Origin of the sequence: Enterococcus sp. 12F9_DIV0723 (assembly GCF_002174375.1) — a bacterium.
In the GTDB taxonomy this organism is placed as follows: Bacteria; Bacillota; Bacilli; order Lactobacillales; family Enterococcaceae; genus Enterococcus_A; species Enterococcus_A gilvus.
Map to the genome: position 1 here is coordinate 1,483,524 of NZ_NIBK01000001.1, position 22,435 is coordinate 1,505,958.

Here is a 22,435-nt window from a genome sequence, read left to right on the forward strand (position 1 = left end):
CAAAAAGATTTAGAAGAATGTACGTTTTCTCACTCGGGTTTTTCTCTCATTATTTTACAAAAGGGATTTATAAGTAAAAAAAGCGCTTCTCTTTTATTTCTATTACAGAAAAATGACACGAGGAGATTGACATTAATAAATAAAGGAAGTGAAACACTTGAAATTTTTCTGAATTTGACTGCTTTTACCTTGAACCAAAGCAATCAATCGGTTCCGCTGAAAGTGACAACTGAATTGAGGCAACTTACGCAATTACTTTTTACCTATTACATTAATGAAAAGAGCAATTATTCAGTTGATAAGGTTATATTTTCCTTGGTTGAAAGGATAATAAGACTTAATTTAGATAGCTTGAATGGTGATCATTCTTTCATGATATTATTAAAATTTATGGAGGAGAATATCACTCAACCTCTAAGAGTGTTTGATTTTTGTCAAGCGACTCATTTAAGTGAATCTAGCGTAAATCGATTAAGCCACGAGCATACTGGAATGACGGCTATAAGGCTTTTCAGGAAAATACAGTGTTGGGAAACAGATAGATTATTAATAGAAACATCGTTAACAATTCAAGAAATAAGCAAGAGAATGGGATTTAAAAGTAGTAAGAGTTTTTCAACAATGTATCGAAGGAATGAAGGTGTTTCCCTGATGGAAAAAAGAAAAGAGTTGGGAGGAAGAAATAGTAGGAAAAGAAGATGATTATTTGTATCAATAAATTCAATCCGTTTTAGAGAGATCCAAAAATTTATGGGAACATATAATTCACTAATAGAATATGCTGTCTCTTATACACATCTAGATGTGTATAAGAGAAGAATGAGGTGCAAAAAGGAAGTGTCGGTTAAGACTAGACACTTCTTTTTTTAATGGCTAAAAACAAACATAAAATAATAATAGTCATTAAAAAAGGCTATACTACTTGACTAATTATTAACTCGACACAATTTGGCACGGAATTTGCTTTATTAATTGTGTAGTACGAATTTTTTTGAAGGAGATTGTTGATATGCAAAACATGGAAACGCGCTATACTCACAGTCCGGCGGATATTCGCCATTATTCAACCGAACAATTACGTGAAGAATTTTTAGTTGAAAAGGTTTTTGTTCCTGGAGAGATCAGTTTGACGTATACCCATAACGACCGCATGATCTTCGGCGGGGTGACACCCACGGATACAACGTTGGAGATCGTTCTAGCTAAAGAATTGGGTGTTGATTATTTCTTAGAACGACGCGAATTAGGCGTAATCAATATCGGTGGCCCAGGGTTTATCGAGATTGATGGTGAAAAAGAAGAAATGAAAAAACAAGATGGTTATTATATTGGAAAAGAGACCAAACATGTTGTTTTTTCTTCTCAAGATGCGGCTGATCCAGCGAAATTTTATGTTAGTTCGGTACCTGCACACCATAAGTATCCTAATGTAAAAATTTCGATCGATCAAGTGATCCCGATGGAAACCGGTGAAGGCCTAACCTTAAACGAACGAAAAATCTATCAATATATCCATCCAAATGTTTGTCAAAGTTGTCAATTGCAAATGGGCTACACTATCTTAGAACCAGGTTCTTCTTGGAATACGATGCCTTGTCATACTCATGAACGACGAATGGAAGCCTATGTCTACTTTGATTACAATAATGAAGACACGCGCGTTTTTCATATGATGGGCAAACCCGATGAAACCAAACACTTAGTAGTGGATGAAGGTCAAGCAGTTATCTCTCCAAGTTGGTCGATTCATTCGGGTGTCGGAACGAGTAATTATTCCTTTATCTGGGCGATGTGCGGCGAGAATATAACTTATACAGACATGGACATGGTGTCAATGGATGAACTAAAATAAAAAAATTATCCTTGAAAGGTGGAAGTTATCATGAGTTTTAACATGGAATCATTTAGATTAGACGGGAAAATCGCACTAGTTACAGGTGCAAGTTATGGAATTGGTTTCTCAATTGCATCAGCATTAGGCGATGCAGGAGCGACGATTGTTTTTAACGATATCAATCAGGAGTTAGTCGACAAAGGACTTGCAGCATACAAAGAAGCCGGTATCACCGCTCACGGGTATGTCGCGGATGTTACGAATGAAGAAGAGATTCAAGCTTTCGTAGCAAAAGTTAAAGAAGAAGTTGGAGTAATTGATATATTGGTAAACAATGCTGGAATCATACAGCGTATTCCTATGTTAGAAACTTCTGCAGCCGATTTTAGAAGAGTAATAGATATTGATTTAAACGGTCCCTTTATTGTCGCAAAGGCTGTTTTACCAGGTATGATTGAAAAAGGTCAAGGAAAAATCATTAATATTTGTTCGATGATGTCTGAATTAGGACGTGAAACAGTTGTTGGTTATGCGGCAGCAAAAGGCGGACTAAAAATGTTGACAAAAAATATTTGCTCAGAGTTTGGTGAAGCAAATATTCAATGTAACGGAATTGGACCAGGGTATATCGCCACACCGCAAACAGCACCGCTACGTGAGAAACAAGCAGATGGTTCACGTCATCCATTTGATGAATTTATTATTGCGAAAACACCGGCAGCACGTTGGGGTGAATCTTCTGATCTACAAGGTCCTGCAGTCTTCCTAGCATCAAAAGCTTCTGATTTCGTTAATGGTCATATTTTATATGTGGATGGTGGAATTTTAGCATACATCGGCAAGCAACCTTAATCAGGAAACAGACGAATAAAAGAATAGTTAATAGCACCTTTTCTATATGTCGGATGCATGATAGAATAGTGTCGAAAAAAATTAATTTCGGCAACATTCTGTCGAGTGTCGAAATTATTTAGGAGGTGCTTTTTTGTCGAAAGAAAAAGTACAGGACAAGTTAAGACAAAATACAAGTTTATTAACAGAACTGCAACTATCAGAAGATTTAACAACGGACGCATTGTCAGAGGCGGTAGCGATTCGACGTAACACAACCAGTCAATATCTCAATGAATTGGTAAAAGCTGATCAGGCAATTAAAGTAAAAACGCGACCGGCAGTATTCTATGATAAAGCCATTTTTGCTGAAAAATTTTTCATGCCTGCTCAGCAAGTCTATGGAAATCTTGAACAATTAAAAAAAGAAGGTAAGGATGGATCGATTGATGTGAACGATGACAATGTTTTTCGAGATTTGATCGGAGCGCAATCCAGTTTAAGAATGGCGATCGATCAAATCAAAGCATCGGTTTATTATCCTGGTACAGGGTTACCGATGATGTTTCACGGTGAGACTGGTGTAGGCAAAAGTATGCTGGCTGCTAAAGCTTATGAATATTGTGTTCAGCAGGAACTGATCGCTGAAAATGCGCCTTTTATGGAGTTGAATTGTGCTCAGTACTACCATAATCAAGAACTGTTGAGCAGCATTCTGTTTGGCTATAAAAAAGGAGCCTTTACTGGTGCGAACGAAGATCATATAGGGTTGTTGGAAGCCAGTAACGGCGGTATTCTTTTCTTAGATGAATGTCATCGTCTTTCGCCAGAAAGCCAAGAAAAGCTTTTTACTTTTATGGACACAAAACATTTTTCGAGAATTGGTGAGAACAATAAAACACGCGAATCACAAGTACGGTTAATTTTTGCTACAACGGAAGACCTCTCTACAAGTTTCCTACGAACCTTTACTAGGCGAGTACCGGTAACCGTTAGTGTTCCCGCTTTACAGCAGCGAACAAGCCAAGAAATTTCTGAATATATCTACACTTTCTTCATTCGCGAAAGTCAAAATTTAAGTAAGGATATTTTGATTACACCATGGATCATGAATCGCCTGATGGCTCTGACTTACCGGGATAATGTCGGGGAGTTGAAGAATCTAATCAAAATTATCTGCGCGAATGCCTATAGCAAGCAATCTTCAAAGTCACATCTGGAAATTAATTCAAGTGCATTGGAAAATAATTTGTTATCCAAATTTTTAATCCTGAAAGAAATTGATAATAAGGAAACGCAAGATGTATTAATTAGACCGGATAGCCAAGTAGAAAACTATATGCGGACTGAAAATGAAGATAGCGTAATGATTCGGGGAATCTTTAAAGTCTTTGAAGGAATCTTTCAGCAATACCAAGAAAATGTTGTTAATAGCGAGTATGTCGTAAAACAGTTATCAAGAGAAGCCAGTACAGTCGTTGAAACAATGGTCTATGATACAGCAGAAGAGGGTCATACCTTAAAATTGCTGCGCAACACGATCAAAGAATTAGTAAATTTTTTAGAATCGAATTTCTTTGTTAATATATCAGGGAATTCTATTATTGCATTGACCAGCTATTTATATAAACGAAGTGCTTTTGCAGCGGAGCTGATCAATTTTCAGCCTAGTATGTTAGCAAATATCCAAGAATTTATCGGTATCAATCTAATGACCGAAAAGAAAATTCTCAATGCTTTATTAGAGTTGGTAGAATCGAAGCTGGATGTAGTAATCAATGAATCAGAAAAGATTTTATTAGCTTTTTACTTGAAGGGCTTAGATTTAGAAGTCCGGAAACCGGAGATTCGTAGCGTCATCCTTGCCCATGGATTTTCGACGGCCAGCAGCATTGCGGATGTTGTGAATCGCTTTATGGAAGAACATCTTTTTGATTCTTTTGACATGCCTTTCAATGTAAATTTGGATAAGGTTGAGGAGTTTATGCATTATTATATCCGTTCAAATGATTGCAGCAAAGGCTTAGTTTTATTAGCAGATATGGGTTCGTTGATGGTTCTAACAGACACTTTAGCTGATGAACTGACTGGACCGATGCTGATGATTAATAATGTTACGACACAACAAGCTTTGTTTGTGGCTGAAATGATCAAAAAGGGAACCGATTTGGAAATCATTGGGGAACGGCTACAGGATAATATGATTACGGATTATCGCGTGATTTATCCTCAGTTAAAGAAAACACCGTTGATTATCACAGTTTGCCATACTGGGCTTGGTGCAGCTCAACAATTGAAAGAATTTATGGATAGCAGCTTACCACCAGAATTAGGCTTTAGTGTCGAAGCAGTTGATTATCATTATTTGAAAAAGTATGGAAGTGAGAATTCCTTATTTAAACAATATGAGGTGCAAGGTATTGTTGGAACTGCTGATCCAGAGATCGAGGGAATCGGTTTTGTTTCTTTAGAAGATCTGATCACCGGTCAAGGTCATGAGAATATCAATAAACTGTTCAGAAACATTGAAAATGATGAGATTCGCAAAACAATCAATAATAATTTGGTTCGTAACCTCTCAATTGAGCGGTTGCTTTCAGCCATTACAATCTTAGACGTAAAGCGTGTAATCGCCTATATCGATGAAGCAATTGATGAAATGGAACGCCGTTTGAAAATTGAGTTAGCGAATAGTAAAAAATCAATTCTCTATGTGCATATTGCCAGTCTAGTTGAACGAATGATCCGTAATCATGAAGTGACTGAGTATAAAGGAGAGTCGGATGCTGATCGCCGCCAGTCATTGCGTATTATCGCCGAGTCATTGGAAGTCGTGGAAAACGCTTATGCGATTCGGATCAGCGAATTTGAGTTAAATTACTTGTACGACATTATTTACGATATTTAAGGAAAATAGGAATCTGGATGGGATATTCCAGGTTCCTTTTATTGACTCTAGCGTGTTACACGTGATTGACACAATTTGGCATATAATTTGCTTACTATAAAATAAGGAGGGTAATTTATGGAATTAGTAGCAATCGATTTAGATGGAACATTGTTAAATAGTCACCATCAAGTACCTGAAGCAAATAGCAAGGCGCTCCGACGTTTGAACCAAAATGGGGTGGAAATTGTTATTGCAACCGGTCGTTCAGTCATCTCAGCTAGCGAAATCGTGCAAGAGCTAGGTGTATCGGCTCATATTTTAGCGTTAAATGGCACGTATATCACTAAAATATCAGAAACAGGTCAAATGACTGCGATTCGACGCAAATTAATTGGGAGAGAAATCGTAAAAAAGGCATTAAAAATTGCTGAAGCATTGGAAATCACCTTTATTGCCAGTAATGAAACAGGCAGTGATCGGGTCATGTTTAAACAAGCCCCCGAGGTAGTTCAGGAATTTTTAAAAGACCGACCAGATTTACGAGTGATCACTAAAAAAGAAATGGATCAAAAAATAGAAGATCCTTCGACAGAATACTTGAAAATTGCTTTTACTGATGAAAATGTCGAAAATCTATATACTTTGCGTCAGGCATTATCGCAGGTGGGGCTGTATACGATTTTTTCGGATACGTATTATATTGAACTTGTTCCTGAAGGAATCAATAAAGGGGAGGCACTTTCTTATCTTTGCCAATGTCTGAAGATCCCACTAGAAAAGACCCTTGCTTTCGGGGATCAAGAGAATGACATTGAAATGCTGCAAATAGCTGGTCTCGGAATAGCGATGGGGAACGCAAACAAGCATGTGAAAGAGGTCGCAAATAAAATCACAGGTACCAATAATGAAGCGGGTGTCGCAGAAGTTTTAAATGAATATTTTTAAAAATTAGTTGTTTCGACAGAAGTTGGCACGTTTGTTGCTTGTATAAAAGTGAAAATAAATTAAAGGAGGAATCATAAAATGATTTCAATGTTCAGAATTGACGATCGTTTGGTTCATGGTCAAGTTGCTGTGAAATGGACGAAAGAACTGGGTATTAATCGGATCATCGTTGTTAGTGATAAGATTGCTAAAAATGAGATACAAATTAGTGCTCTAAAAATGGCAGCGCCTGCAGGAGTGAAGGTAGCGGTCTTAGGTGTTGAAAAAGCAGCGCATATTATTAATGACCCGCGCTCAGACAACATGAAAATTTTAATAGTTACAAATGATCCAAAATATGTTGAGGAACTATTACCATTGCTAGATCAAAAAGATTTATTCTTGAATATGGCAAATTATGGTCGGATTGGCGGCTCTTTATCCGATAAAGAAAAAATTTCGGAAACAGTTTATTTATCACCAGAAGACAAGGAAGTTATTAAAAGAATCAATGAAATGGGCTATGCGTTTAAACATCAGCCATTGCCAGATGATGCTCCACAGTCTTTAGAACAATTGATCGGGGGATAAAAAATGTTAACAGAAGCATTAATTGTAGGGTTTGTTGTTGCTTTAGCAAAGTTTATGGATTGGTTTGGTCCTACTAGTCAATTGGCACGTCCAATTTTTATTGTTGCTATTTTAGGTATGTTTTTAGGGCACCCGGTCGAAGGAATCATTATGGGCGCTCAATTAGAACTTATTTTCTTAGGAAACGTTTCACTTGGAGGCGTGATGCCGTCTGATATTACTCTAGGCGCCATTTTTGGCGCAGCTTTTGCGATGATCACCGGCTCTGATCTGACTGTAGCAATTACTTTAGCAGTACCAATCTCTATGTTGGGAACATTACTTTATACTTTCATGAAAATGGTTATTACCTCTTTGGTTCCGCGGTTTGAAAAACACATCAAAGAACACAACTATAAGAAATTTGCTCGTTTATGGAATTTCCAATTTTGGGGTTTCTTGATTACGTATTTTTTACTTGGTTTTATCGTCATTTTAGTAGGAGCGGATGCAGTTAAAGCGTTCGTTGATTGGTTGCCAACTTGGATTCAAAGCTCAATGACAGTTGCCTCAACCATGTTACCAGCTATTGGTTTAGCTTTATTGTTAAAAATGTTATGGCAAAAATCTTTAGCTCCTTATTATTTCTTAGGTTTTGCTTTAGGGGCATTTTTCTTCTATCAAAAAGCAACAGACGTAGCTAAAGGGGTAGTAAATACTCAACAAACGAATATTTTAAGTCTAGTCCAAATTGCTTTTGTTGGATTTATCATTGCTGCGATAGTAGTGATGGCTGAATTAAAGAGCAGCAAACAAGCAAACAAGGTTACTAATAGCAGTGTTACTGGTGGAGATTCAGATGAGGAGGACTTCTTTAATGACTAAGAATGCGATGTTAAAACTAGACAAGGATGAGCGCAAAGTTGTTTCAAAAATGTTTTGGCGTAACCAGATGTTCATGTTCTGTACCAGCTATACAAAACAGCAAGGGATATCTTACGGTTGGTTAATGGCTCCTTTTCTTCAAAAAATTTACGGCAAAGATACGCCTGAATTTTACACTGCGATGGGACGCCATCTAGACTTTTTCAATACAACTCCAGCCATGAATGGATTTATTGGGGCTTTGACTGTCTCGATGGAAGAAGATAATAAGGAACTGACAGATAAAGGAGAAGAATTTGATGCTACAGCGATTCCTGCTTTAAAGACAGCTTTGATGGGACCTTTAGCTGGTATAGGTGATGCGATCTATCTTTCTGTATTGAGAGTAATTGCAACTGGGGTCGCTCTTGGTTTTAGCGAAAAAGGAAATGTATTAGGACCAGTCCTTTTCGCGTTACTAATCAACATTCCAAATATGTTAATACGTTGGTATACGACAGTTGTCGGCTACAAAGCAGGAGGACAATTCATATCAGATGCTTTAAAATCTGGAACTTTTTCTGCAATTACTAAAGGAGCAGCTGTTTTAGGGTTAATTATGACAGGTGCCATGACAGCTCAATTTGTTACCTTTAAAACTACTTTTGAAGCACAATTATCAGGAACGACATTCAATTTGCAAAGTGTTTTTGATTCGATTATGCCAGGCTTGTTACCATTAGGGATCACAATGATTTGTTTTGCATATTTGCGGAAATATAATAAACCAGTTACAGCATTAGTTGTTATGTTTGTTGCCGCAGTTATTATGACTGTTCTTGGTATTGCCGGATAGAACTATTTATATAGCTATTAGAAATACGAAAGAACACAGATCAGCCATTTTGATCTGTGTTCTTTTTTCGACACAAAAGACAATTCGCTGTTTGGTGTCGAAATTCTACTATGGTGATTAGAAGATATGATGGATTTTACTAGTTTTGGAGGCAATGAGCTATCCGACACATTTTGGCACGAATCTTGCTAATAATAAGATGAAATATCTTGAAAGTAGAGGGGTACGAATGAAAAAAGCATACTATCTAATTTCCCATAACGAATTTGCAACTGGATTGAAAAAAGCAGTAGAAATGATTATAGGAAAGCAGGACAATCTGAAGGCGTTTGGATTAATGCCAGGTGGTCATCCAGATGAAATCATTGAAAAAATTGAAAAAGAAATCACTGATGAGATGGATGTAGTAATTCTTGGTGATATTGCCGGGGGATCTGTTTGCAATTCGGCTTTAGCCTTAACTACACGTCCCAATGTTGTATTAGTAACAGGAACGAATTTACCGCTAGCCATGGAAATTATCGTAACTCAGACAACGGATCAAGAAGCAATTGATGCAATCATTGTCGAAGTACGAGAAGGGATGAAAACACTGTGTATCGAACCAGTGAGTGGTGATAATGGAGAGGATTTTTTCTAAAGCGTCAGGGTTAGAAAATAAAGCAGAATTGACTGACTGGTTTTCTGAAATGCTTCCAAAGGATCAAGCATATCTTGATCAAACAGGCAGTTCGTATACTGCTGACATTCGTGAATTGGAATCATTACTGCGTCCTTTGTGGGGTCTGATTGCTTTACATAAGGATTCCTTAGGACAATTGAGTGACGCTCCTTGTTTTGCTCGTTTATTACGGTTGATTGCCGAAAGAAAGTTACCATCAATAACGACAAAAAATCGTCAGATCGCTGTGGAATTAGGAGTAATTGGTTATGCAATTGGAACCTTCGGGGAATCTTTTCTTGAACTTTTTCCCCGAAAAGATCGAACCTATTTTATTGATTGGTTGAATCAACTGAATGAAATTACGTTTCCAGCAGGAAATTGGTACTTTTTTCTAGTATTAGTGAATAGTGGGCTGAAGAAAGCTGGATTACCTTATTCACAAGGACGACTAGATTTTGCTTTAACAGGGATTGAAGCTTTCTATTTAGGAGATGGCTGGTATTCCGATGGAGAAAATCAGCAGCGAGACTATTATGTTTCTTTTGCTTTTCATTATTACGGTTTGCTGTATTACCGTATGAATCCAGAGGATAAGTACGGAAAGAACTATCGTCAGCGAGCAATTATTTTTGCAGAAGCTTTCTTTTACTGGTTTGACGACAAGGGACGGTCACTTCCGTTTGGACGTAGCTTAACATATCGTTTCGCCCATATCAGTTTTTGGTCGGCTCTGGTCGTCACGGGTGTATGGCAGGATACTAAATTAACCTTGCCAGCAATCAAATTCGTAATTTTAAATCATTTGCGTTTTTGGAAACAACAGCCGATTACTTTGCCAAACGAAAATAATTTATCGATTGGCTATGCGTATAATAATTTGCTTTTATCCGAGGACTACAATGCACCAGCCTCACCCATGTGGGCATTTAAAGCATTCGTTCTCTTAGAGCTGCCAGCTTCCGACACTTTTTGGCAAGTGTCGGAAACTAGGGCTGATTGTAAAAAGTCGATTGTTACACAAAAACATGCCGGCTTTCAGCTGCAAAGCTCTGGGTATCAGACTGTAGCTTTAAGTTCTCGTCAGTTTTCTAGTAATTCCCAGCTGTATCATCATCGAGAAAAGTATAGTAAATTTGCATATTCAACTCTTTTTGGTTTCAACCTGACTAGGGATAACCAAGGCTTAGAGCAATTTGCAATCGATTCAACGCTTGCATTTAGTATCCCTGGAACAGATCAATGGCAATCTCGCGGACGAATTCTCGATCATAGAATATACCAGACCTATGGCGTTAGCCGTTGGCAAGTGTTAGATCGGGTGGCGATTATCAGTTATCTAGTGCCACTAAAAATAGGTGGTCATCTTAGAATTCATGAAATTCAAGCAAAAGAAGAATTGTTGACGGCAGAAGGTGGATTCCCAATTCATCATTGGAATCCGAAATATCAAACCCCAAAAATCACCGAAGACACTTGTCTTCTTACGACTGATCAGGCTTATTCACTGATAGAAGACCTTGGATCAAATCGCATTGCTGATGTCGTTTGCCAAGGACCAAATAGCAATATCTATTCAGCGGAAAAGAATGCCATACCGGTACTAAAAACAATGATCCCGAAAGGACGAAGTGTATTTGGTGCTTATGTGAATGGGGATGACTCGTTGGTGCCAACTGTTAACAAAAACTATGAATTTAGCGAAAGAGAAGATTATTTTGTTGTTAGACAGAAAGAGTACCTAGAAGAATTCAAAATTAAAAAGGAGCGATTTTAATGTTTAGTGAAGAATTGAAGCAATGGGCAGAAGGAATATTCAACAAAATTGATCACAAATTGACGATTGAAGCAGAACGATTGGGCGATAAGATCCCCTATATACCGAATGAAGAAACAGGCCTGTATGAAGATTGGGCAGAAAAAGATCCCGTTTGGTGGTGTAATGGTTTTTGGTCGGGAATGATGTGGCAGATGTACCATGCGACTGAAAAGGACATTTATAAAAGAACAGCAGAAGCAAATGAAGAGCGATTAGATGAGGCTTTTGACATTTACACTGGTTTGCACCATGATGTCGGTTTCATGTGGCTGCATACTGCAGTGGCAAACTATCGATTGACCGGTAATGAACGCTCTAAAGCACGGGGGCTGCATGCAGCACATTTACTTTCAGGTCGGTACAATCCTCGCGGACAGTTCATTCGTTCTTGGAACCGAGATCGCTCTGGTTGGGTTATCGTGGATTCCATGTTGAATATTCCTTTACTTTACTGGGCGCAAGAAACCATTGGCGATCCTCGCTTTGGCTTTGTTGCGGAAGACCATGCTGATAAAGTGATGAACAATATTGTTCGGCCAGACGGTTCGGTGAACCATATTGGCGTGTTTGATCCCTACACCGGTGAACTCGTGGAGACCCCTGGCGGTCAAGGTTATGCTTCAGGTTCTGCTTGGACGCGTGGACAAGCTTGGGCAATTTATGGTTTTGCTTTGAGCTATGTCCATACTGAAAAGCAAGAGTATCTTGAAACAGCTAAAAAGGTAGCCCATTACTTTATCTCAGAAGTGTCCAAAACCGATTGGATACCGGTAGTCGATTTTAGAGCACCACAAGAACCAGTCATGATCGATACTTCTGCGGGAATGTGTGCGGCTTGTGGGTTTTTGGAAATCGCCAAGCATGTCGGAGAGTATGAAAAACAATTATATATTGATGCTGCCATCAATATTTTAAAAGCGACAGAAGAAAAATATGCTATTTGGAATGATGCAAAGGATGGTTTAATTGACTATTCCACTGGCTCTTACCACGAAGAGCCATGGACAGAGGTACCAATCATCTATGCTGATTATTATTTTGTGGAAGCGATTCTGCGCATTTTGGACAAGGATTTCTTGATTTGGTAATTATGATGGAAAGGCTTGGGGAATTTCCTCAAGCCTTTTCCCAAAACATCTAAATAAAATGGAAATGATGGAGGAGTCTGTATGTTGAAGTTAAGTTTATACGATGCAGAAAGCCAACTAGTTGAAAGTCGGCAGCATGCTAGTGAAACCTATTTAGCTTATAAAACGCGAGAGTATTCACTTGGGGAAAAAATTGTGTTGGAAGTAAAAGAAGCACCGTTGTATGTTTGGGTCCAAGTCGATGAGGCCTTATCCCCAAGTTTGATCTATTTGAAAGAAAAGCGCTGGGAGTTTCCGATTGTGACGGATGATGAATTGCGTCGTGCCTATTCTCCCAAATTATTTAGCGGTGAGCGCCACTATATCCGAGCTTGGTTACCTGTAGACTATGAAGTGAAAAATTATCGCAATTTGGCGTTGAATGCTCATGACCAAAAACAAGACTCAGGGGCCTTTCCACATGCTCATGCCAATGTTGAGACCCGAAATGATTCTACTTTCTTTGCCCGTAATGCAATTGACGGCATGATTGCTAATGAAAGTCACGGTTCATTCCCTTATCAATCTTGGGGAATCAACCAACAAGCCGATGCTGAGATCACAATTGACTTTGGTCGCGAAGTTCATACAGATAAAGTCGCTTTTGTTTTACGCGGAGATTATCCTCATGATAGTTATTGGACACAGGTCACGCTAGTTTTTTCTGATGGGGCAGAAATTATTTTCAATCCAACAGATGCGCTGGATCGTCAGTTTTTTACTTTTTCAGAAAAAAGAACCACGACAGTCACCTTGAAGAACTTGATGAAGCATGAAGATGAAGCCTTATTCCCAGCGTTAACTGAATTCGAGGTGTATGGCATTGATGCAGAATAAGAATGGGCAAATGTGGTATACCACGGAAGGTGAACGGATCCAAGCTCATGGTGGAATGATTTTATCGTATCAGGACACGTTTTATTGGTATGGTGAAAATAAGGAGGCTGAAAATGTAGTTTCCTCCATTGGCGGGCGAAAGGTTGATTTTATTGGGATTTCCTGCTATTCGTCGCAGGATTTACAGAACTGGACTTATCAAGGATTAGTAATTGAAGCCTCCACCGATCCAAATGATCCTTTATACCGAGATAAGATTGTTGAACGGCCAAAAGTTGTCTTTAATAAGAAAACTAAAAAATTTGTCATGTGGTTCCATTATGATCATGATGACTATTTATATGCAGCCTGTGGGATTGCAACCTCAGATACACCGATTGGTCCCTTTAAATTAGAAAAAATCATGCAACCCAATCGAAAGGATGCACGCGATATGACGTTGTTTGAAGATGGCGAGGATGTCTTTTTGATCCACAGCTCTGATTTCAACAAAACCATGTATATCGCACAATTAACGGAAGATTATTTGGATTGTACCGGTCTGTATACAAAGATACTAGAGGATCAAGAACGGGAAGCACCAGCAATGTTTAAGCAGAACGGCTATTATTTTATGTTTAGCTCAGGTACGACTGGCTGGGACCCTAATGCCGCCCTTTATTCTCGTTCTGCCCATCTATTCTCGCCTCATAAATTGATTGACAATCCTTGTGAAGGCCAAAATTATCGCCAGACTTTTTTTGCTCAAATAAACTTCGTCTTTCAGCATGAAGGAAAATTTTTTTTGATGTTAGATCATTGGCAGCCCAATGAATTAAGAAACTCTGGATATAGTATTTTACCAATTGAAATTGTTGGCAAAAAGCAGCGGGATCTACGCGTAGCTTGGACAGAGAACCCTTTTGGAAAGAAAATGGAGGAAATAGAGCATGACTACTAAAATCATTAATCCTGTGTTAAGAGGATTTCATCCTGATGCGACAGTAACTCGGGTGGGGAAGGACTACTATTTAGCGACCTCAACTTTTGAGTGGATGCCTGGTGTTGAAATCTATCATTCGACTGACTTAGTGAATTGGGAATGGGTAGCCAGTCCTTTGCAAGATTTTTCTGAGGTAAACCTGATTGGTAATTATAATTCTGGCAGTATCTGGGCTCCCCATATCAGTTACGCCGATGGAAAATTTTGGTTACTGATTACCGATGTTAAGACTGGAACAGAATTTAAAGATACATTGAACTATGTGATGTTTGCTGATGAGGTGACAGGAAATTGGAGCGAACCGATTTTCGTGACTGCTAGCGGCTTTGATCCGGCCTTCTTTCATGATGATGACGGCAAGCATTATATCATGAGTATGCTGTTTGATCATCGTTTAGAAAAACCTCGTTTTGATGGACTCGTGATCCAAGAATACGATGGAACCCAATTAAAACTAATTGGTGAGCGAGAACATTTTTTCTACGGAACTGATTTAGGTGTTTGTGAAGGACCGCAGATGTTGAAAAAAGATGGTTGGTATTATCTATTGTGTGCGGCAGGGGGAACGGGCTATTCACACGCGGCAACAGTCTGCCGCTCTAAAAATGTGTTGGGGCCGTATGAATTATCACCCTACCATCCATTTATGACTACCAAACCTGATCCAACCAATCCGCTTCAAAAAAGCGGTCATGCGTCATTTATTGAAGTCACTCCTGATGAATGGTATGTTGTGCATATTTGTTCACGACCTTTGACTGAACGGTGCAACTGTACATTAGGTAGAGAAACAGCTCTACAAAAAATTGAATGGATTGATGGCTGGCCGAGATTAGCTAACGGAACGATGTTTCCAGATCTGGAGGTGGAGGCACCTAGTATTGCCCAAAATACTATACAGCGCACAGATTTTTCGAGTTATACCGATTTTGACGAAACAGTCTTACCGAATTATTTCAAGAGTCTGCGGCAGCCGTTGAAGAATCACCCTAAAATCACTTTGACTGAACGCCCCGGTTGGCTTCGTTTATATGGTGAACAAAGTCCTAGCAGTGTGCATAAACAAACGTTGATTGCACGACGTTGGCAACACTTTTCCTTCCGAGCGGAAACATTGATGGCCTTCGAAGCCAAAAGTTTTCAACAAATTGCCGGAATGATGCTGATGTACGATACAGACAATTGGCAGTACTTACACGTTTCTTATGATGAAAGTACTAAAGAAAAATATATACAATTAGAAGTTAACGATATCAATAAAATGCATTATGCTTCGGAACGAATCGTGATCGAACAGGGAAAACCAATTAAATTAGCGGTTGAAGTCGATAGAGATAAGGCGCAATTCTTTTATGGAATAGGCGCTGAGGATTTGCAGACAATTGGAGCATTGACAGCGGCAGATCATTTGAGCGATGATTATATAAAAGCTAATGGCAAGCTAGCTTTTACTGGTGCCATGATTGCATTATGTGCTCAAGATATGGATGATCATAGCTCATTTGCCGATTTCGACTATTTTCATTACACAGAAAACACGAAGGATAAAAGGAGCAGATAAAGAAATGAAAAAAATCAAAATTCTAAATAAATTAGAAAATGCTGGAGTGATCGCAGTTGTACGGGGCAAGTCTGCCGAACAAGGAAGAAAAACTTGTGACGCTTTATTGGCCGGTGGCGTGAAAGGATTAGAGGTAACATTTACACTTCCACAAGCAGACAATGTCATTGCCAAATTAATAAATGAGAATAACGATCCAGAAGTCGTAATTGGAGCAGGAACCGTTTTAGATGCGGTGACGGCGCGTTTAGCGATTATGGCAGGTGCTGAGTTTATCGTTAGCCCAACCTTTGATCAAAAAACGGCAGAAATATGTAATTTATACCAAATCCCTTATCTTCCCGGGTGTATGACTGTTACTGAGATTACGACAGCGATGAAAGCGGGAGTTGATATTGTAAAATTATTTCCAGGATCAGCTTATGGCCCAAGTATTGTATCTGCGTTTAAAGCCCCGCTTCCTCATGTGAATATCATGCCAACGGGCGGAGTTTCTAAGGAAAATATGCAGGACTGGTTCAAAGCAGGCGTGATTACAGTCGGTGTGGGTGGGAATTTGATGAAACCTGCAGACAGTGGGGATTACGTTGGAGTGACTAAGATGGCCAAAGAATATATGGCTGAACTTGAATCAGTCAGATTGGATATGAAGGATGATGAGTAAAATTTTAACACTTGGGGAGGTCATGTTGCGTTTTTCCACAACTGAGAACATGCGATTATCTGAAAGCTCTCAGTTCGAAGCCAACTATGGTGGGGGCGAAGCAAATGTCGCGATTTCGTTAGCTAATTATGGCCATAATGTGTCATTTGCAAGCAAAGTTCCAGATAATGTTCTAGGAACAGCAGTGAAAAGTCATCTATTAAAGTATGGAGTTGAAGTTTCACATTTGTTGATAGGGGGCGAACGGTTAGGATCATACTATTTGGAGGTTGGGATAGGATTACGGGCTTCAAATGTTGTCTATGACCGTAAGTATTCAAGTTTTGCTATGATAGAAGATCTTGAGTGGAATCTAGATAGACTTTTTGAGAATGTTTCTGTTTTCCATATTTCAGGAATTACACCTGCACTATCCTCAGAATGGCGATTAAACGCGCTCATGTTAATGAGAGAAGCAAAAGCGCGAGGCATTGCTGTAAGCTTAGATATAAATTACCGTGGAAAGTTATGGACATTAGAGGATTGTGGTAATTTTGTCCGTGAAGCAGCGAATTACGTTGATTACTTGTCAGCAGGGCATTTAGATGCGTTGAATTTTTTCAATATCGAAAATAAATTGACCACAGAGGAAGAGCTACAGTACTTTTATTCTGAGATAGTTAAGTTATATCCAGAGATCAAAGTAATTTATTCAACAACTAGGGAAATTATCAATGCCAATCATAATAAGCTGAAAGGGAATCTTTTCCTCCGTGGGAAACTTTACTATTCACAAGAGTATGATATTCCATACATTGTAGATCGAGTTGGTGGTGGAGATGCTTATGCAGGAGGAATACTTCATGGTATCTTGACCAATAAAAAACCAGAAGCGATAGTAGAATTTGCAACTGTGGCTTCCGCAATGAAACATACTGTTCATGGAGATCACAATCAATTTTCCAAAGAGGAGATTGAGGAAATTATGAAAACGGGAGTTAAGGAAATAAGAAGGTAAGAATAGATTTTCGTTGTTGGATTTTATTTGTGTAATCAAAAGTGAATAAAAATTAGGCGATAGGCGGTGCATTTCTGTGCACCGCCTGTTTTTTTCTTCCAAAAATGAAATGTGACTTTAAAAAAATTAAAGAAATAGTTTTTAGAACAATCAAAAAGGTTTTTCATTCTGTCAATGCCACCAAGAAATCTACTTATTCGTTTGAGGTGATGGTAAAACTAAATTAAGAAAGGAAAGAGGTGAAGAGATCGATAATGATTCAGTCGATAAACTTTTATAGTCAAAAGGATTTGGAGAATCGTACGCTCTCTCACACTGGCTTCTCCCTCATTATTTTGCATCGACATTTTTTAAACAGTAAGAACGACTCTCTTTCCTTTCTATTGCAGAAAAATGATGCGAGAGAATTAACAAAGCTAGACAAAGATAGTAACGTGCTTGAAATACTCCTAAATTTAACCTTCTATTTCTGGAAACAAAATGAACAATCGATTCCTTTAAAAGTAACGAATGAGTTGAAGCAGCTTACTCATTTACTTTTTACCTATTATATCCATGGGAAACTCGGTTACTCAGTAGACAAAGTGGTTTTTTCTCTCGTTGATCGAATAATAAAGTTAAATTCAGATAGGCTGCTTGGTGATAATTCTTTTATAACACTATTAAAATTTATGGAAGAAAATGTTACAAAGCCTTTAAGTGTATCTGATTTTTGTAAAGCGATACATCTAAGTGAATCTAGTGTAAATCGATTGTGTTATGCACATACCGGAATGACCGTAATGCGATTATTTAGGAAGATACAATGTTGGGAAACAGAAAGATTATTAGCTGAGACTTCGTTAACAATTCATGAAATAAGTAAGATGATGGGGTTCAAAAGTAGTAAAAGCTTTTCAACAATGTATAGAAGAAATGAAGGCATTACATTGATGGAAAAAAGAAAAGAATTGCGAGGTGGGAATGGTGGGAATGGTGGGAAAAGTTGAAAACGATAGTATGTACCAACAAATACAATTAGTTTTAAGAGAGATTCAAACACTGTTAGAAACGTGTAGCACTTTAATAGATATTTTTTCGGAAAGAGAACTTAATGAGGTGACCACCAATTTTAGCGAGACTAAATCGGTTTACGGTATAGATGTTGAAAGTCAAAAGTATTTTCTATCAAAGCAAAAAAAATACAAAGGGTATTCAATCGTTAGCATTAACTATTGCTTCGCTGCTAAAGGAAAGTGGTCAACCGCTACCAACCAAACAACTGTATGAAGCGTTGATCAAAAGAGGATATACATTAACTCGGTCAAATTTTTCAAGCAATATCATGCAAAAAATTAATAAGGATTCCAAAATAAATGTGGAAAGAGCCTATCGTGGTTATTGGCAATACCGCCTGAAGTAACTTCACTCATTTTTTGAAGCATCTTAACTGGTTAAGGTGTTTCCAGAAGTAAGTGAATTTACTTCGATAAAAATAGAAACATTGACCTTTGAAAATTAAATAGTATTTGTCAGGTACGAAAACTTTCAAAATGAGCCAAGATATAATTAGCGCCATGACAAGCGAAAGAGCGAGAAAACTAATTGATATCAAACATAAGCTAAAATGATGCAATGACTTTTGAAAGTATAATGATACTTCTGTGAAGCTCGGCATAAAAAGCGGAGAGGTGAAAATCCTATGTTTTTCTTATTAGCAAAGAAGAAATCTGACATCTATGTTTTGTTGATAACCTACTGTTTACTATTTGAAAGAACTCCCAATACCTCAAGTCAGATAATACATATAAAAATTATGAATAATTCATTTTGAAATGAAGACTATTTGTAAAGAAGGCGTTATAATGAAAACAGCTACTCGTAAAGATTTAGTTGAGTTAGGCTTTTCACAGTATTATGCTGACAAAATCTTCAAGGAATGTAAAAATCTTCTAGTCAAAAGAGGTTATTCTTTTTATCGAAACACAAAAATTAAAAGAATTCCCATAGGTATTATAGAAGAAGTTTTGAACATTTCTTGGGAGGATTAATACTGATGAAGAGAGTTTCAAATATATATAAAGACAAAAAAAGAGGGACTTGGTATTTTAGTGTTACCTTAGGGTATGATCGTTTTGGAAAGAGGATTCAACCAACAAGAAGAGGATTTAGAACACAACGTGAAGCGAAGGAAGCTCTGGAAGAATTGAAGAAGACATTTTCAGACTCGCAAGGAGTGTATTTGAAAGGAATCAGATTTGATGACTTCTACGAGAAATACTTTTTTCCATGGTATAAACTCGGAACCGTTGAAAAGACCTATGTTAAGACCAATAATATTTTGCAACGTGCACTCGATTATTTTGGAATGATGCAAATGGAAAATATTCGCCCGATTCATATTCAAGAATTTCAGCAATATCTTGTTGAAAATTGTAATGTGAAAGGGAAAGATGGTTCTGTTCGTCCTTTATCGAATAATTATGTCAAACAAATGTTCAATAAATTGAGAGTTGTTTTTAAGCGAGCAGTTGTTCTGGAAGTCATCAAGGAAAACCCAGTTGATACAATAGGAAAAATTAAAACGGAACGTTCTCAGATCGGTTTTTGGACCGTCGATGAATTTAAGAAGTTTTATAATTGCTCTTACCAGAATGATTTCCAAGAATCATTTTATAAGCGATTAATCCGTTTTGTTTTTGTAACGGGTGTCAGAAGTGAAGAATTGTTGGCTTTACAATGGTCTGATTTTGATTTGGAAAAAGGTACATGCAGCATCAATAAATCCATTTATATTCGTACAAGAGAAGACTATGAATTTACTGATACCAAAAACAAGTCAAGCATTCGTACAATTACTTTAGATATACAAACTGTTAAGGATCTGAAAGAGTGGAAAGAAATACAGGCAACGATTGGTGAGAACATTGATTTTGTTTTCTCGTTTGATGGCCTGCCGCCTTCACCGCGTACAATCCTTAATCGTATCAAAAAATTGTCAGAGCTTGCTGGAGTAAAACCAATTCACATGCATGGATTAAGACACTCGCATGTTGCTTTTTTAGTTGAGCACAATAAAAATATTTATGCGATATCCAAACGATTAGGTCATTCTTCGATCAAAACTACTTTAGATAAATATGGCCATTTATATCCAGAAACAAATCAAACACTCGCGGATGAATTTACGAAGTTTGATATTTAATTTTTTCTCATTTTTATGCTGTCAATTGGTTGTCACGAACCAATTTTAAGATTTTCGATGTTGATATACCGGGATTTAGACTATGGTTGGCGGTATCGAAAATGGATGAGGATGAACCTAAGAAGAAATAAGGGTTTATCTGGAAATATAATAACAAATGCTTGTGAATTTCAAAAATATTCGCCCAATGTTCGCCCGAAGTTTTTCTTGGGCGAACATTTTTAGTGAAAACGAGCGATATTAGTTCATTGAACGGCGAAGGCGTTCGGCGAAAATATCAACAGCTTCAGTTCGCATTTTCTTAGTAACATGAACGTACTTATCCATTGTGGTAGAAATCCGAGAATGTCCAAGGCGCTCTTGTACGATCTTGGGTTTGACTCCATCCTCTAAAAGCATAGTTGCATGAGTGTGTCTCAAAGAATGAAAGTTAAAGTTGATATCTAGATTCTTTTTTATTTTACTTGCAGACCATTTTATTGAATTTGGTGTTACAGGCTCGCCGTTTTCCTTTGTACATACAAATGAAGTTTCATAGTAAAATTTACCATATCTCATCCTATTTTCTAATTGTCTCTTTTTTTGGCTTTTTAGTTCTTCAATCAACATCTCATCAATACTAATAGTTCGATAACTTGATTGAGTTTTCGGGGTACCTATTTGTATGCCATTTTGATCTTGTAGCATGATCTTTGAAACCGTCAGGGTTTGATCTTCGAAGGAGATATCTTCCCAAGTTAAACCGCAAACTTCTCCACGGCGTAATCCAGTGTGAAAAGCAACAACTAACGGGATATGGAAAGAATCTGAAACAGGGGTATCATCCAAGATTTTCATATATTGGTCCATTGTAATTATTTTCATATCATCACGAGATTGTTTTGGCTTTGATTCGAATGCTGGCATTTCGACATAGTCCATTGGATTATTATTGATTAATTGGTAAGGGAAGACCGCTCTTCGGAAAGCCCCTTTTAGTACAGTGAAAATAATTTCAACTGAATGTTTCGAAAGTTGTTTATTGAATCCATTAGGCAGTTTGTTTACAAGTTCCTGCAACTTTGCGGGTCCAATTGTTTGAAGTAAATATTTTCCGATATCTGGTTTAACATATTTCTCGATCACATTTTTATAATTCTTTTGAGTATTATACTTTAGTTTTTTTTCGACATAATTTTCAAACCAGTAATCGAAATAATCAGAAACACTAATGTCGGTTAAATCTACTTTTCCGCCACGCTTATATTCGTTCAGTGCTTCTCTTAGATGCTCCTGCGCTTCTGTTTTTGTATTCCATCCGCCTTTTTGTATACGTTGGCGTTTACCGTTAACTTTTGCCATTTCAATGGTATAGTGCCATTTGTTGCCGATTTTTCTTACATGCCCATTCATAACAAACGCTCCTTTTGTATTCAGATTGGTATTGATGTAAACAAACATATGTTCTTTTTGGTGCTAAAAGAAAAGCCCGAAGGCTAATCTCTTAAGTTATTGGCTGAAGTTCAACTTTATCAGTTGACAGTAAGTTTGTCACAGAGCTAGCAAAAATGTACTCATTAGCCAAACGTTTTCTATTTGCTGAATAGTTCAGAGTGTATTGAAATCCTTTATCGGCATTAGAATACAGTTCAGAAATTTGCGGAGCCTTGTCATAAGTTAATATCCAGTAATGATCATCCATGCTTAATATTTTATCTCTAATAAGTTGATGTTGATCCTTTTTATAAAAAGATAGGTACAAAGACTGTCCTTGAACATAGTATGGGGGATCGAAGAAAGTAAAAAGACGATCTTTTGGATATTCATTTTTGAGTACTTCAACAAGATTTGAGGC

General features: G+C 37.7%; 21 protein-coding genes and 1 pseudogene. 20 read left to right on the plus strand and 2 right to left on the minus strand.

Features of this window, described 5'->3' with window-relative positions; all coding sequences use genetic code 11:
* The 20 genes from A5868_RS07045 to A5868_RS07140 all read left to right on the plus strand — a co-directional run.
* Positions 1-702 (plus strand): helix-turn-helix domain-containing protein (locus A5868_RS07045; RefSeq protein WP_087654120.1); only part of this gene is annotated, 702 nt, incomplete at its 5' end.
* Positions 703-1,009: 307 nt separating this feature from the next.
* Positions 1,010-1,852, plus strand: a complete 843-nt coding sequence (gene kduI, locus A5868_RS07050) for a 5-dehydro-4-deoxy-D-glucuronate isomerase (protein WP_086304108.1) — start codon at positions 1,010-1,012, stop codon at positions 1,850-1,852.
* Positions 1,853-1,882: 30 nt separating this feature from the next.
* Positions 1,883-2,686 (plus strand): gluconate 5-dehydrogenase, encoded by an 804-nt coding sequence (locus tag A5868_RS07055; RefSeq protein ID WP_217808901.1) that lies wholly within the window; start codon positions 1,883-1,885, stop codon positions 2,684-2,686.
* A 133-nt stretch (positions 2,687-2,819) separates the two neighbouring features.
* A complete protein-coding gene (locus A5868_RS07060; protein WP_086304106.1) occupies positions 2,820-5,573 on the plus strand; it encodes a sigma 54-interacting transcriptional regulator in 2,754 nt (917 codons plus the stop codon).
* Positions 5,574-5,690: 117 nt separating this feature from the next.
* Positions 5,691-6,500, plus strand: a complete 810-nt coding sequence (locus A5868_RS07065; protein WP_086304105.1) for a Cof-type HAD-IIB family hydrolase — start codon at positions 5,691-5,693, stop codon at positions 6,498-6,500.
* Between the two features lie 78 nt (positions 6,501-6,578).
* On the plus strand, positions 6,579-7,070 hold the full coding sequence (locus tag A5868_RS07070; protein WP_086304103.1) for a PTS system mannose/fructose/N-acetylgalactosamine-transporter subunit IIB: 492 nt from the start codon (positions 6,579-6,581) through the stop codon (positions 7,068-7,070).
* A gap of 3 nt (positions 7,071-7,073) precedes the next feature.
* Positions 7,074-7,934, plus strand: a complete 861-nt coding sequence (locus A5868_RS07075) for a PTS mannose/fructose/sorbose/N-acetylgalactosamine transporter subunit IIC (protein ID WP_086304101.1) — start codon at positions 7,074-7,076, stop codon at positions 7,932-7,934.
* Positions 7,927-8,769 carry a PTS system mannose/fructose/sorbose family transporter subunit IID gene (locus tag A5868_RS07080; protein ID WP_086304099.1) on the plus strand — a complete coding sequence of 281 codons (843 nt, stop codon included), beginning with the start codon at positions 7,927-7,929 and terminating at the stop codon, positions 8,767-8,769. The genes A5868_RS07075 and A5868_RS07080 overlap by 8 nt, the downstream gene beginning before the upstream one ends.
* A 154-nt stretch (positions 8,770-8,923) precedes the next feature.
* Positions 8,924-9,409 (plus strand): PTS sugar transporter subunit IIA, encoded by a 486-nt coding sequence (locus A5868_RS07085; RefSeq protein ID WP_254908302.1) that lies wholly within the window; start codon positions 8,924-8,926, stop codon positions 9,407-9,409.
* Positions 9,390-11,207 (plus strand): DUF2264 domain-containing protein, encoded by a 1,818-nt coding sequence (locus A5868_RS07090; protein WP_086304095.1) that lies wholly within the window; start codon positions 9,390-9,392, stop codon positions 11,205-11,207. The genes A5868_RS07085 and A5868_RS07090 overlap by 20 nt, the downstream gene beginning before the upstream one ends.
* On the plus strand, positions 11,207-12,337 hold the full coding sequence (locus A5868_RS07095) for a glycoside hydrolase family 88 protein (RefSeq protein ID WP_086304093.1): 1,131 nt from the start codon (positions 11,207-11,209) through the stop codon (positions 12,335-12,337). The genes A5868_RS07090 and A5868_RS07095 overlap by 1 nt, the downstream gene beginning before the upstream one ends.
* A gap of 81 nt (positions 12,338-12,418) precedes the next feature.
* The gene (locus tag A5868_RS07100) at positions 12,419-13,213 is read left to right on the plus strand and encodes a hypothetical protein (protein WP_086304091.1); all 795 of its coding nucleotides are present in this window, start codon (positions 12,419-12,421) and stop codon (positions 13,211-13,213) included.
* Positions 13,203-14,153 carry a glycoside hydrolase family 43 protein gene (locus A5868_RS07105; RefSeq protein WP_086304090.1) on the plus strand — a complete coding sequence of 317 codons (951 nt, stop codon included), beginning with the start codon at positions 13,203-13,205 and terminating at the stop codon, positions 14,151-14,153. Before A5868_RS07100 ends, A5868_RS07105 begins: the two co-directional genes overlap by 11 nt.
* On the plus strand, positions 14,143-15,756 hold the full coding sequence (locus tag A5868_RS07110; protein WP_086304088.1) for a glycoside hydrolase family 43 protein: 1,614 nt from the start codon (positions 14,143-14,145) through the stop codon (positions 15,754-15,756). The genes A5868_RS07105 and A5868_RS07110 overlap by 11 nt, the downstream gene beginning before the upstream one ends.
* 4 nt (positions 15,757-15,760) lie before the next feature.
* Positions 15,761-16,420 carry a bifunctional 4-hydroxy-2-oxoglutarate aldolase/2-dehydro-3-deoxy-phosphogluconate aldolase gene (locus A5868_RS07115; protein WP_086304086.1) on the plus strand — a complete coding sequence of 220 codons (660 nt, stop codon included), beginning with the start codon at positions 15,761-15,763 and terminating at the stop codon, positions 16,418-16,420.
* A complete protein-coding gene (locus A5868_RS07120) occupies positions 16,413-17,417 on the plus strand; it encodes a sugar kinase (RefSeq protein ID WP_086304084.1) in 1,005 nt (334 codons plus the stop codon). The genes A5868_RS07115 and A5868_RS07120 overlap by 8 nt, the downstream gene beginning before the upstream one ends.
* Positions 17,418-17,671: 254 nt before the next feature.
* Positions 17,672-18,406, plus strand: a complete 735-nt coding sequence (locus A5868_RS07125) for a helix-turn-helix domain-containing protein (protein WP_086304082.1) — start codon at positions 17,672-17,674, stop codon at positions 18,404-18,406.
* Complete coding sequence (locus A5868_RS07130) at positions 18,390-18,686, plus strand: hypothetical protein (RefSeq protein ID WP_086304080.1); 297 nt, start codon at positions 18,390-18,392, stop codon at positions 18,684-18,686. The genes A5868_RS07125 and A5868_RS07130 overlap by 17 nt, the downstream gene beginning before the upstream one ends.
* Positions 18,687-19,261: 575 nt before the next feature.
* Positions 19,262-19,447: a DUF3173 domain-containing protein gene (locus A5868_RS07135; RefSeq protein WP_087654121.1), complete on the plus strand. Its 186-nt coding sequence runs from the start codon at positions 19,262-19,264 to the stop codon at positions 19,445-19,447.
* A 5-nt stretch (positions 19,448-19,452) separates the two neighbouring features.
* On the plus strand, positions 19,453-20,601 hold the full coding sequence (locus A5868_RS07140; RefSeq protein WP_087654122.1) for a site-specific integrase: 1,149 nt from the start codon (positions 19,453-19,455) through the stop codon (positions 20,599-20,601).
* Between the two features lie 240 nt (positions 20,602-20,841).
* Here the strand turns inward: A5868_RS07140 and A5868_RS07145 are convergent, their stop codons facing one another.
* Positions 20,842-21,993, minus strand: a complete 1,152-nt coding sequence (locus A5868_RS07145; protein WP_086304076.1) for a site-specific integrase — start codon at positions 21,991-21,993, stop codon at positions 20,842-20,844.
* 91 nt (positions 21,994-22,084) lie between these two features.
* Positions 22,085-22,435 (minus strand): annotated as a pseudogene (locus A5868_RS07150) (DNA adenine methylase); the annotation flags it as partial.